Annotated in this window: 8 protein-coding genes and 2 pseudogenes; 3 read left to right on the top strand and 7 right to left on the bottom strand. The window is 35.7% G+C overall.

From position 1 onward, the window contains the following. Positions 1 to 4 precede the first annotated feature (4 nt). Both ACJ9PY_RS01795 and brnQ read left to right on the top strand, forming a co-directional pair. Positions 5 to 1,795: a response regulator gene (locus ACJ9PY_RS01795; RefSeq protein ID WP_411739386.1), complete on the top strand. Its 1,791-nt coding sequence runs from the start codon at positions 5 to 7 to the stop codon at positions 1,793 to 1,795. A gap of 1,147 nt (positions 1,796 to 2,942) precedes the next feature. Next, a complete protein-coding gene (brnQ, locus tag ACJ9PY_RS01790; RefSeq protein ID WP_283929824.1) occupies positions 2,943 to 4,307 on the top strand; it encodes a branched-chain amino acid transport system II carrier protein in 1,365 nt (454 codons plus the stop codon). Positions 4,308 to 4,659: 352 nt separating this feature from the next. On the opposite strand, the pseudogene ACJ9PY_RS01785 reads toward brnQ, so the two are convergent. The 3 genes and pseudogenes from ACJ9PY_RS01785 to ACJ9PY_RS01775 form a co-directional block, all read right to left on the bottom strand. Next, positions 4,660 to 5,212 (bottom strand): annotated as a pseudogene (locus ACJ9PY_RS01785) (GNAT family N-acetyltransferase). 52 nt (positions 5,213 to 5,264) lie between these two features. Next, positions 5,265 to 5,548, bottom strand: a pseudogene (locus ACJ9PY_RS01780) (tyrosine-type recombinase/integrase); the annotation flags it as partial. Between the two features lie 336 nt (positions 5,549 to 5,884). Then, positions 5,885 to 8,044, bottom strand: a complete 2,160-nt coding sequence (locus ACJ9PY_RS01775) for a S8 family serine peptidase (RefSeq protein ID WP_411739385.1) — start codon at positions 8,042 to 8,044, stop codon at positions 5,885 to 5,887. Positions 8,045 to 9,307: 1,263 nt separating this feature from the next. Here ACJ9PY_RS01775 and ACJ9PY_RS01770 point away from each other — a divergent pair. After that, positions 9,308 to 9,847, top strand: a complete 540-nt coding sequence (locus ACJ9PY_RS01770; RefSeq protein WP_063574459.1) for a VanZ family protein — start codon at positions 9,308 to 9,310, stop codon at positions 9,845 to 9,847. 238 nt (positions 9,848 to 10,085) lie between these two features. Here ACJ9PY_RS01770 and ACJ9PY_RS01765 read toward each other — a convergent pair whose 3' ends face one another. The 4 genes from ACJ9PY_RS01765 to nikD form a co-directional block, all read right to left on the bottom strand. Further along, positions 10,086 to 10,310 carry a helix-turn-helix domain-containing protein gene (locus ACJ9PY_RS01765; protein ID WP_057276524.1) on the bottom strand — a complete coding sequence of 75 codons (225 nt, stop codon included), beginning with the start codon at positions 10,308 to 10,310 and terminating at the stop codon, positions 10,086 to 10,088. A gap of 10 nt (positions 10,311 to 10,320) precedes the next feature. Further along, positions 10,321 to 10,812: a DUF2975 domain-containing protein gene (locus ACJ9PY_RS01760; protein WP_063595403.1), complete on the bottom strand. Its 492-nt coding sequence runs from the start codon at positions 10,810 to 10,812 to the stop codon at positions 10,321 to 10,323. A 367-nt stretch (positions 10,813 to 11,179) separates the two neighbouring features. After that, the gene (gene nikE, locus ACJ9PY_RS01755; RefSeq protein ID WP_268563553.1) at positions 11,180 to 12,001 is read right to left on the bottom strand and encodes a nickel import ATP-binding protein NikE; all 822 of its coding nucleotides are present in this window, start codon (positions 11,999 to 12,001) and stop codon (positions 11,180 to 11,182) included. Between the two features lie 33 nt (positions 12,002 to 12,034). Beyond that, on the bottom strand, positions 12,035 to 12,862 hold the full coding sequence (gene nikD / locus ACJ9PY_RS01750) for a nickel import ATP-binding protein NikD (RefSeq protein WP_063574462.1): 828 nt from the start codon (positions 12,860 to 12,862) through the stop codon (positions 12,035 to 12,037). Between the last annotated feature and the right edge of the window lie 4 nt (positions 12,863 to 12,866).

Below are 12,866 nucleotides of genomic sequence, written 5' to 3'. Positions count from 1 at the left end.
TAATTTGTTTGGGATTTTGAAACAATGGTTTTGGTTTGACTGGGTATTACTTTGTATACGTTTTATCATCTGGCTATCAATGATGTTAACTACTATCCAACACCAAGACCATTTAACTGTGCCACTTTGGATCATCATTCTTTGGGAAGTGGCCTCATTTTCAGTACCTTGGATTTGTTTAATGTTCAGTTATCGCTATTATCTGTTTACTGAGATAGTTTTGTTTGGTGGAGTTTGCTTCTACTTAATCTTATTATTTCCAGCGGCTTATCTTGCTTTTTTAATGCCGACTTTCATGATCGCGGCAAATAGTGCCCATAAATCATACCGTTGGTCGGGTTCTATCACAATTGTTTTGTTTCCGTTTCTCATTGCAATATTTTCCCGTGAAATAGATGTATGGGTGATTATCCTACAAATGGGTCTGGCCTTTGCAATGGGATTTTCCTTTCGTTTACTCGTTGTTAATTACCGTAACAATGAAATTATTCGTAACCAGAAGCATGTATTGGAACAGTATTTATCCCAGATTGAACGAATTACTTTGCTAGAGGAGCGTGATAGACTCTCAAAAGATTTGCACGATACGATGGGACATTCCTATACCTCAATCATTATGGGGATGGAAACATTACGTAAGGAATTAAAGACAAAAGATGGGGAACAAAAACTTGACTCATTATTGAAATTGGCCCGTAACAGTATGGCAGAAGTGAGAACGTATTTACATCAAATGGATTCACAACAAGAATCACTTCCGTTAATTGTTACCTTGAAACAATTGGCGGAAGAGTTCCAGAAACATGCAAAAGTAAATGTACGCACTCGAATAATAGGGGAAGAGTACACGGTCCCCAAACAAGTGAAAATGACATTGTATCGGAGCTTGCAGGAAGCACTGACTAATGCTGTGCGACACGGACAATCCACCGAAATCATTGTGTCACTGCATTTTGAGCCGCAACAGACGAGATTGGATGTGCAAGATAATGGCTGCGGAGTGGAGGAATGGAAAGATGGCTTCGGGTTAACTGCGATGAAAGAACGTACGGCACAATTACAAGGTAGAGTCACTATATACTCCGAAAAAGGCGTGGGGACGCTCATCTCATGTGTGTTACCTAAACTGGAGCAATTATCCGACGAACGAATCCGCTTGTGTATCGTCGATGATCATTCGTTTATTCGAGAAAGTCTCTATACAATCTTGGATGAACAGAAGGACCTGCAGGTAGTGGGCATGGCTGAAGATGGAGAGCAAGCTGTAGAATTGTGTGGAAGGCTGAATCCAGATTTGGTATTAATGGATTTGGAGATGCCCAATCAGGATGGGATTCGTGCCACCAAAATAATCAAGGATAAATGGCCTGACATTCGTGTCCTCATCCTGTCAACGTTTCAGGATATAGAAAGGGCGAAGGAAATCATACGAAGCGGCGCTGACGGCTATCTGCTAAAATCCATAGAGTCACGTGAACTAGCTGAATCGATTCGCCTCGTCTATCGGGGAGCCACTATGATTGACCAAGATTTGTTCCATAGAATGTGGGATGGAAATGATGAGGCAGAGCCAGCCGGATTGAAGTTAGATGGAAAAGAGTATGGCTTAACGAAACGCGAACTAGAGGTTTTGAATCTTTTGTCTCAAGGAATTCGTTATAAAACAATCGCTTCGGAACTTTACTTATCAAACGGCACTGTAAGAAATTACGCTTCCACTCTTTATGATAAATTGGGAGTCAAAAATCGAGAAGAAGCCGTGCAAAAGGCAAGAGATACAGGATTACTTTCATAAGAGGGATTACTTTCATCTGCTAGGGGTGTGTGAACGTTCAAGGTTTCAGGGGACCACATGTCAAAAATATGTGTTATAGGTGATTTTATAGCTTCTATAATTTAAGTAATTCTGTTTAATTTTCAATGAATCATATAAAGACAATCATATAAAACCCAACATAATCGATCTTATTTTGGGTTTTATAATGTAGCATAAGAAAAAGCCATCCTTCTTAATAAAGAATTGCACACATTTGAATTAAGTATTTGGATTACGGTCATAAACTCCTCGATTCATCTGCTTTTAACCTATAGACCAAGTCGATATAATCCTCTTCTGAAAGGGAACCTTTGGTTCTCCACTTTTGTATTACTTTATAGTGAACTTACAAAATAGTTTTCTAAATCCCTTATTGGAAACCCTGTTTCTTTGCCATTTCAGCAATAGAAAGACCTTCTTTCCAGTATTGGTCATATTCCTTCTGATTAACTTTTAGCTAATTGTAGATTGATTGATTTATAATCATAGTGGATTTTTATAAACTGCTTTCCCTTCTTTTTTATTATTTTCTTCCGTTTGAACACTTTGTGATAAAGTTAGATACATTGAAAATTAAAAAAAGTACTTTTCAAGGTTACCTTCAACACCGATATAAAACCTTCCCTTATATAGTTCATTTTTATTGTGTCGGGTTCTATTTATTTTATGTCCCTTATTTGAATAGAATAGCCTTCTGCAACTAACCTGCCATAGTCCATAATCCACTTTATACCTCCTAATGACAACTTTATTTCTTGTTTTTTCCTCCTTTTTATCCTTTAAAGAGTAAGCAGTATATATTACAATATATTAATATCAATAAAATGGTATTTAAGTTAATAATTACACATCACTAATAGGGAGCTAAGGGGAATTCCCTGTAATTCACACCGATTATCATTTAATCGTTATCATGGTAGTAATAGTTCTGCTTGTCGTTAAAATTTTAAAGTACCTATTGCATATTAAATAAGGCCAGCCAAAAGGAGAAACTTAAAATTTATATTGAAATTAATTTTATCTAGTCATGATACGATAAAATCTTATGTATTTAGTTTGTGAATATTTATTTGAAAATTACTTTTTTTCAAAAAGTGAAATTTAGTTATTTTATGGAGGGTTTAATTTGCCTACTAAAGTACCATTTTCATTTATAGTAGTTATTGGTTTAATGTTATTTGCTCTATTTTTTGGGGCAGGAAATTTAATTTTTCCACCAATGCTTGGTCAATCAGCAGGAATGAATATCTGGTCAGCAAATGCAGGGTTTTTAATAACAGGAGTCGGCCTACCGTTACTTGGTGTGTTAGCACTTGGTTTTTCGGGGAAAGATGATTTACAGTCGTTAGCAAGTCGGGTACATCCTGTATTTGGTATTGTATTCACAACCGTTCTTTATTTAGCCATTGGTCCTTTATTTGCTTTGCCTAGATCAGGAAACGTTTCTTTTGAAATCGGTGTAAAACCTTTTTTATCCGAAAATTCAGGCTCTACACCTTTACTTATTTTTACACTCATCTTTTTTAGCATTACGTGCCTTTTTTCAATCAATCCCGCGAGAGTTGTCGGAATTGTCGGGAAAATACTAACACCAATCAAGATAACGTTCATTGGAATCCTAGTAGTAGTTGCTTTTAAACATCCAATCGGAGATTTTCAAGCACCTATTAGGAATTATTCAGTTCAACCATTTTTTAATGGGTTTAGAGAAGGTTATTTAACAATGGATACGCTTGCATCTTTTGTTTTTGGCATCATCATCATTAATGCCATTAAAGAAAAAGGTGCAAAAACAAAAAAACAAATTATGGTTGTTTGTGCAAAAGCAACTGGAATTGCTGCCTTTTTCCTAGCAACCATGTATTCAGCTCTTTCTTATATGGGTGCTTCAAGTGTAGAAAAACTTGGACACCTTGAAAATGGAGGTACCATCTTAGCAAAAGTCTCGGATTATTATTTTGGAGCTTATGGCGGGATATTATTAGGGTTAATGATTACAGTAGCTTGTTTAACAACAAGCGTAGGACTTGTTACATCTTGTTCTTCATTCTTCCATAAACTATTTCCAAAGGTATCTTACAAAACAATTGCTATTAGTTTATCTATTTTTAGTGCAATAGTTGCCAATATTGGGCTAACACAGTTGATTGCAGTTTCAATTCCTCTCCTAACAGCTATTTATCCATTAGCTATTGTATTAATTTTCTTAACGTTTTTTCATTCTTTATTTAAAGGGAAAGCTGAAGTGTATCAAGGAAGCTTACTTTTAACATTTATCATTAGTTTATTTGATGGATTAAACCGAGCTGGTATACGCTTTTCATCCATTAATAATTTCTTTCATGAAATTCTTCCTCTGTATGATGTAGGACTAGGGTGGATTATCCCAGCAATTGTTGGAGGATTTATAGGGTTTAGCAGTAGCATAATACGAGTGAAATTCGGTCTTAACCATCCAACTAGAATAGTTAAAAGAAAAAAAATTTCTTGAAAATGTCAACCCTTTTTTCTATTTGTTGACATTTTAATAGAACGGCACCTGTTCGTTCTATAAAGGGTAACGTCAGGAAAATGCAGATTTACAACGTTAAGGAAATTTCGATATTAAAAAGCCCAATTTCTCAGCATTAAAATTGAGAAATTGGGCTTTTTTCGTTATTCAACTAACCTGCCCCGTTAGTGCCATAAGAAAAAGGCTGCCTCACCCAAACTTCCTTTAGTAAAATAAGTGCAGCCAGATGTTTCTGGTTGAACCCATTAATTCACCGTCGGTCCACCATTTGGCGAATAATTCAGCATATCTCCACCCAAAAACGGAACCGATTACAAATAAGCAGTATAATCTATAATCCTACTAAGTTAATAATTCCACAATATACTAGATCTTCAAATCGATTTTCTTTCCTCACATGGTCAATTAATATCCCTTCTTTTTTCAAGCCCAATTTTTGCATCACTCTTCCTGAAGCTGGATTTGAATTAAAGTAACGAGCAAATACTTTATGGTATTGCTTTTCTTCAAATGCAAAATGTAATATAGCTTGCGCTGCCTCTGTAGCATATCCATTTCCCCAAAATTTTTTACCAATCCAATAGGCTATTTCACCATTATTAAACTTTTGGTTGTTAGATAACGCTATAGCTCCATATAATTTTCCACTTTCCTTATCTGTTATAGCAAATTCATATGACTTATTAGCATTAAAATTATCAAGATGATGCTCAATCCATGATAAAGCATCATCTATAGTGTATGGATAAGGTAGGTACAATGTATTTTTATAAATATTATAATTATTACAAAGTTTAGTAACTGCTACTGCATCAGATTTTTTGAAAAATTCTTAGTACTAGCCTTTTAGTGGTAATTGTTTTATTTAAATTATCATATATCATTAGAATTCCCCCCTAATTTTGGATACTAATAGTTCCATAAGAAATTTCTATGGCGGCGAATGGGGCGTTCTCCCTTCCTGGACGGGAATAAATAGGGACTCGGGACGCTTTGGGCGTACTCAAAGACCTCTTCAAAGCAATTCGCGATATACATGTCGCGGATTTTTTGCGTTTTGCCTTCCTTGACCCGAAGAATCTTGTTTTGTTTGCCTTTAAGGTCAGGATCTGCTTCGTGGTGAGTTTGAGTAGGTCCCCAACACGTAAGCCGGTCTCACAGCCTAAAACAAACAGGATGTAATCGCGCTCCGAACAATGGCGCTTCAGCGCCCATTTCATATCTTCTAACTGCTGCTGATCCCGGATCGGCTGCACATTTTTTGTTGTGTCATCATCATCGACCTCCCCTTCTTCAAACCCTTATGTACCAATGATTTGAATGTACGATAATTTCACAAAATCATACATTTCTAACTTTTAGGCATTCATTTTTACTAGATATATGGAAGGATTTAACCGGGCTAATGATTAATTAAGAAATACATAGCTATTAAAGATAGGATTATGGGAACCTTTCCCCCACTTTCCCGAACACAAAAACCCTTAACTTCATCCTCTTTATGGATGAAGCTAAAGGTATACATATATATATATATATATATATATATATAACAACTATTTTAAAACTGAGATGGAATCAACATTCACCTCTGTAGAAGTTTTACGGGCAACAGGATCTGCCTGACCAGTCCATTCAATAGATAATACGTGCTTACCTGCAGTTAGTCCTGTTTTACTGAAGATTTCTTCTTTATACTTAGGAGTAGCAGCATGCAAGCTATAGTTTGCTGATTTTCCGTCCAATGTCACTTTTACAATTCCTTGTTTGTCATTTTTTATAGCTTTATAGGATATTCCTGTACCATTAAACACAATTTTCACCGTTGAACCGGTTTGGTTTGTACTTGTGTATGAGCTTGCCGACGCACTTCCATCGGATATTTTATTCCATGTTCCTTCATATCCAAAATATTTACTTGTATTTTCATATGTTCCTGCTCCAATGCCTTCTGTAACAGAAAGAGTGTATTTTCCAGCTCCACTAAAAGCGTGGGCATTCAAATAATATGTGCCTGTTTTAGGAGCTGTAAAAGTAAAGGACTCCTTGGATGAATTTGTAATTTCTGAATGTGCTACAATGCCGTTGCTCGAATTTACAGTCTTTGTAGTGTCGTTATACAAATATAAATCAAAGTCCGTCCCGGAATCACCAGTTAGTGTAGCCTTCACCTTTTCCCCTTTTAATAGTTTAATAGAATAAACATCATTTTTATCTTTACTTGCATCAAGTGAGGTACTGATACTTCCTCCCTTCCAAGCAATACCAGGGATATCAGAATCTACCTCGAAATTAACAGCTTTCCCTGCATTCACAAGTCCTCCCGTACCAACTTTTCCTGTTAATGAAGACAGCTTTGTAGTGGTTCTCAAGATGGCATCCTTGATTTGAATGGGAGTATACGATGAACGTGCGCTTTTTACTAACGCTGCTACTCCTGTAACATGCGGGGTAGCCATGGATGTTCCATCAAGATATTCATAAGCCGTAGAATAGTCGCCTTCCACACTTGGGGTTGTACTTAAAATACTTTCACCAGGAGCAGCGACATCTACGCTTTTTGCACCGTAGTTAGAAAAACCTGAAAGATTTCCTGTATTGTTAATAGAGGCTACAGAAAGAATGTTAGGCAAATCATAAGCAGCAGGATACATTGGACTTGTATCCGAGTTCTCTGCAAAGTTACCTGCCGCAGCTATAAATAAGGTGCCTGAGTTTTTAATAGCATCCTTTAATGCTTGTGAATTTTCTCCTCCACCCCATGAGTTATTCAAAATCTTTACACCTTTTGCCTTAGCATATTCTATGGCAACAATCGCATCAGATTCGTACCCTCCATATGGTCCGAGAAACTTGAGAGGCATAATTTTAACATTTGGAGCAATACCGGTAACTCCAATTTTATTTGCTTTTGCAGCTATTGTTCCTGCAACATGAGTTCCGTGGAAGTCTTCCTCTCCTCGAATGAACAATTTATTATTTTTATCATAAAAATTCCAGCCGTTTACATCGTCTATATATCCATTTTTATCATTATCGATTCCATCGTTAGGAATTTCTTCAGTGTTTACCCAAATTCTATCTTTTAATTCTGGGTGATTAATTTCGATTCCTGTATCAATCACTCCAATAACAAGAGAGGAACTGCCCTTTGTATTAGCCCATGCTGCTTCCGCATTTATATCAATACCTTTTTTACTAACTTGTCCTAATATTTCCTGTCCAGTATTTTTAAGTCCCCATAGTTCGCTATATAGGGGATCTGTAACTGCTGTCGGTTGATATACATAGTTTGGCTCTACATACTCAACATTAGAAGAAGCGTTAAGTTCTTTTAACACTTCTGCCATCTTTTTATTTTTGGAAAATTTCATTACATGTGTTCCTTCTTTATTCAATTCTTTTGCATTTGTTAAACCTAAAGTAGTGCTCAGGGATCCTAGACTTTTTATGGAGTAATTCTTTTTAAATTTTACGATAACCTCATTTTCTTTATACTTCTTTGGTTTGTTATTATTAAAATAAGTAAGGATTTCCCTTTTTTTAACTTCGCTACTATCTACTTTTATTATCTCCTCTTGTATGTTTCCTTCTACCTTTTTCTCATGTTTAACAACTTGAGGAGTATTCGCAGAAGTGGCAGCAAATGTTGTTGTCCCCCCAAATAATAATCCTACAGCCCCGCATATACCTATTATCTTTTTTGATATTCTCATTCTCTAATCTCCCTCAGCTTTTTTGTTTTCATGATAATAATTTGGTAAGAACAAAAACCTCCAATATCCATTTATTAGATATGTAATTCTTTTGCCAAAAAAGGATCAAATTCAGTATTTTTTTAGTTTAAAAAATAGAAAATAACTAAACTTTTCCTAACTTGGTATTTTATAACAACTAACCACAAGTTTAATAGATGTGAATTAAATATTCAAGTATTCATTTAGAAAAAAATGTATATTAATAAGGTGAATGACTAAATAGAAGGGGCATGTTTTGAAAAAAGATTAATCAAAACATGCCCTAATACTATTTAATTGGATTATTCTTTTATAAAAAAGATTGGTCATTTTTGTGTTCCTTCATCAATTAACGCACCTGTTAGCCATCCATGAAGCGCAAAAATCGGCGATTCACCACAAAGAATGAAAATGGTTAGGTAGTGTCAATACTGATACTGACCTTAATCCAGTCAACCCTAATCCATAGACTAATTATTTACGCTCTCCTCTTTTTTTTAACGATTGAGGAGGGTCTTTGCCATTTTTCATTTTTAAAGGAACTTATTTTCATGGTAGTTCCATAAAAAAAAGCTGCCTTAAGACAGCTCCGATCTTCAGCTAACGCCCCTGTTCGTTCATTAAGAAAAGCGATTCTTATCGGAACAACTTTATCGACGTGAATTTCTCTGGACGGTATGTCAAAATCCATTAATTATTGGTGTTGGTTTTGATTAAAGTTTGATTAAAAGTTTTATGTAAACCCCAAGCTATGGCTAATAAAAGAAATCAAAATGGTTTCCTTTCCTTTTATGGACTCTCCATTGTATAAAAAAGTTTAATCAAAACTCATTTAGAAATCTTTGATTAAAAAGATAAAGGATCACAACTTTATACAAAACCTCGCATCTATCTTCAAACATCGCAATTTAATTTTTAAAGATACAATTACCAATGGCGGATTTCCAAGAAGATTAATAATAAATTCCAAGTGAAAATTTAAGAAAAATTTAATATTTACCCCACTTTTTATTTTAGATGTTTTTCCTATCCTATATAAAAGTTACTTTATGGAGGAGAATAAAAATGAAAAAGTGGGGATTTTATTGGTTTTTGCATTAGCTTTTATTCTTAAGATATACCGGTATCCCAAGATAAAGTAGAAGATCAAATTTGGAAAATTTTCGGAGATGACAGCATAGTGTAAAGTAGGTTAAAGCATAGGTTATTAATTTGAAAATGAATTAGGAATTGAGGATTTATATGGAAAAATCAAAAAAACAATCAAAAAAAATAACTGCTGGCTTGTTGGCCGTATATTTATTTGCATTAACATGGGTTATAATCTTTAAAATGCAATTTTCATTCCAAGGCTTGCCGGATTTTAGGGAAATCAACTTAATCCCTTTTGCTGGTTCAGCTAATGTTAATAACCAAATAGATTTTAATGAAATAATCTATAATGTACTTGCATTTATCCCATTTGGAATTTATATCAGTATGCTAAAATCAAATTGGTCTTTCTTGAAAAGGATTACAGTAATAGCAGGAGTTAGTTTGCTATTTGAAGGATTGCAATTCATCTTTGCTATAGGAGCTAGCGATATAACTGACTTTATGGGAAATACATTAGGTGGAATTATTGGAGTTGGAGTTTATATTGTATTTTGTAAGCTGTTCAGTACTAAAGCTACTAAAATCCTTAATGTTTTAGCTTCAATCGGAACGATATGCATTGTTGCATTATTGCTGTTATTAATATATCTCAGGATTAGTGGTGTTATTATTTATAAAGTTTCCTAAGTAATTAGAGAATTGCTGTTTCATGAAAATTAACATAGGGTTTACAGCAGATTCATTATTTATAAAACAAGAATGACAAATGTCACAAGCCACCTATTTTGGATGGCTTTTTTAAATTCCATTTCTCTAAAAACAGAAAAAAAAATCAGGCCCAATAGTTGAAGAAAGACCACTATTCAACTATTCCACCCCGTCAGTTCCATAAGAAAAAGCTGCCGCAGCAGCCTACCTAAATGATCTATTCTCCTTGAGTTCCCTCTTCACTTTTGTATTCCAAAAGATCTCCCGGCTGACAGTCCAAAGCCTTACAAATCGCTTCTAACGTGGATAGTCGAATCGCTTTTGCTTTTCCATTTTTCAATATAGAAAGGTTAGCCATCGTTATTCCAACCCTTTCCGAAAGTTCCGTTACGCTCATTTTCCTTTTAGCCAGCATCACATCAATATTGATTATTATTGCCATGTTATTCACCTCAGACTATTAAGTCATTCTCTGATTTTATATCGATGGCTTCTTGTAAAAGTCTTTGAAGGACAGCCGCAAAGACAGCAATCACCATGGGGGCAAAAATCATGACCATTCCGATTAGTACGAGACCCGGTGCGTCATCTACCTCCGCCATGATATAGACGAATGGCAGGGCCACCATATACAAGCCACTGATTATGATGGCACATTTTTTGATTTTCTTTAGCGCTCTTACAGATAATTCCGAGAAAGCTTGATTCTTGTCAATATAGCTTAATAGGTTAAACGATTGATACAAAGCGAAGTAAAATGGGATTGCCGACACATACATAACCATTAATAGGCCATATACCATATAAGCCAAATCTGAACCTCTTTCTGCTGCTTCATTTGCTTCATTCGCTATCTGAGGCAACAAAAATAGACACAAAGCAAGAACCGGAATGCCGATAAAAATGACAGCTACCTTTAAGAAGAGTGTTGAACTTCGTTTCATGAAAAGCACCTCATTTAATTATTGTCAATTTGAATTTAACACGTTTTTTATTGTTTCACAATAAAATATTATTGAATTTAATTACATTATTATTGTTTATACATTTATTCAGACAAAATAAAAGGCATTCCCCATTACAGAGAAACGCTCGATAGCTTGTGCAACCACTTCTCCTTTAGTTGCATAAACAAAAAGAGCTGCCAGATGGCAGCAAGATATTCAACGTTAGTCATAATAACGAAACGCCCACATCGCTAAATCGTAAAAAACGAATAACCAGTATAAAGTATGCTATTGCAACTCCCCAAATATGAGATAAACAAGGGCCTCGATTTCCAAACGGAAACCGGCAAAGATATATTCTAAACTAGGACTTGTTAATCCTCATTGGCAGAGAACGAAAACGCGGATGCTCAGCGAGTATAGAACTTCTCATCTGTTTAACGACAGGATGTTCTGACGAAAAAAACTGATCTTTAGAATTGTAATGCTCGATTAATTCCCCTTTTTCCAGTACACCCAAAGTATCAGAGATTGAATAAGCCGCTTTAATATCATGTGTAATAAAAAGATAAGATAAGCCGAAGTCTTTTTTCAACTCACTTAATAATTCTAAAATCAGTGTTTGATTAACCATATCCAGACTGCTTACGGATTCATCCAAGACGATTAACAGTGGCTTAAGAGAAATTGCTCTAGCAATATTAATTCTTTGCAATTGTCCACCGCTAAATTGGTGTGGGTATTTTTTTAAATCCTTTTCACTTAGGCCCACTCTTTCCAATAACTCAATAACCGTTCTTTTTTGTTCGGCTACGGTTAATTTTTCATAGTTTTCCAATGGCTCGCCTACAATACTTTCGGCGGTCATTCGTGGATTGACAGCTGAATATGAATCCTGAAAGACGACCTGTAGATCTCGGCGTATCTTTTGTCGAGTAAGCTTATCAGCAGTATAGATATCATGCCCTTGAAACAGAACCTGTCCTTGCTGTGGACGTTCTAAGCCAAGGATCACTTTTCCTAATGTACTTTTTCCAGCTCCACTCGTACCAAGCAGCCCTAAACATGTTCCTTCGTCAATGGAGAGGGAAATGTCAGTGAGTACTTTTTTAGAAGGCTCTTTCCATTTTAAAAACGTATGAGCATTATAGCTATGAGTTACTGCTTTTACTTGTAATAAACTCATTTGTTCACCCCTCAAAAAAATGCAGTCCATATATCACAACATATGGGTGATAGGCTCTTCATGTTTAATGCTAAGGCGGGCATTTAGCAGTTTCTTTGTGTATTCATGCTGCGGATTATCAAATAGTTCATACACATTTGCTGTTTCTACAATTCTGCCATGTTGCATAACGACTACATCATCTGCCATTTCAGAAATGACGCCAAGATCATGAGAAATGAGTAAAATGGATGTTCCATATTCAGAACGGATTTTATCCAAGTGGCGAAGTACCTGTAATTGGTTATGTACGTCGAGTGCAGTCGTCGGCTCATCGGCAATAATAACGGAAGGCTGTAAACATGCAGCCATCGCAATCATCACGCGTTGAAGCATACCTCCACTCAGTTGAAAAGGATAGCTTTTTAATAGTTTCGCGGGGTTTGGCAGGTTTACATTTTGCATCGCTTCGATGGCAAGCTCTTTTGCTTGTTTTTTATTCAATGCGGTATGAGACCTAATCGTTTCGACAAATTGATTGCCAATCGTAAAAACAGGCGTAAATGAATTCATCGGATTTTGCATAATAAAGGCAATATCCTTGCCGCGAATTCCACGAATTTCTTTATCGTTCAAACCATTTAATTCTCGTCCTTGAAGGGTAATGCTCCCTTCAATTGTAGTTGTTTTCCGATCAAGAAGCTGTAGAATGGACATACTCGTAACTGTTTTGCCACTTCCGCTTTCCCCAACAAGGCCCAATACCTTCCCTTTTTCCAGTTCGAAATTAATGTCTTGAACGAGGGTGGATGCACCTTCCTTTGTTTGTACTTTTACATGTAGATCGCTCACTGTTAATACATTCGACCGTTCTGTTCTCAATCTT

Source organism: Peribacillus sp. S4, from assembly GCF_046715815.1.
Lineage (GTDB): Bacteria > Bacillota > Bacilli > Bacillales > DSM-1321 > Peribacillus > Peribacillus frigoritolerans.
Note: the sequence above shows the minus strand (reverse complement) of the source record. Positions and strands in the feature narration are given on the sequence as shown.

Excerpts from the sequence above, each read along its gene's own strand:
- ACJ9PY_RS01775 (WP_411739385.1), bottom strand. The coding sequence starts at position 8,044 with ATGAGAATATCAAAAAAGATAATAGGTATATGCGGGGCTGTAGGATTA.
- ACJ9PY_RS01770 (WP_063574459.1), top strand. The coding sequence starts at position 9,308 with ATGGAAAAATCAAAAAAACAATCAAAAAAAATAACTGCTGGCTTGTTG.
- ACJ9PY_RS01765 (WP_057276524.1), bottom strand. The coding sequence starts at position 10,310 with ATGGCAATAATAATCAATATTGATGTGATGCTGGCTAAAAGGAAAATG.
- ACJ9PY_RS01760 (WP_063595403.1), bottom strand. The coding sequence starts at position 10,812 with ATGAAACGAAGTTCAACACTCTTCTTAAAGGTAGCTGTCATTTTTATC.
- nikE (WP_268563553.1), bottom strand. The coding sequence starts at position 12,001 with ATGAGTTTATTACAAGTAAAAGCAGTAACTCATAGCTATAATGCTCAT.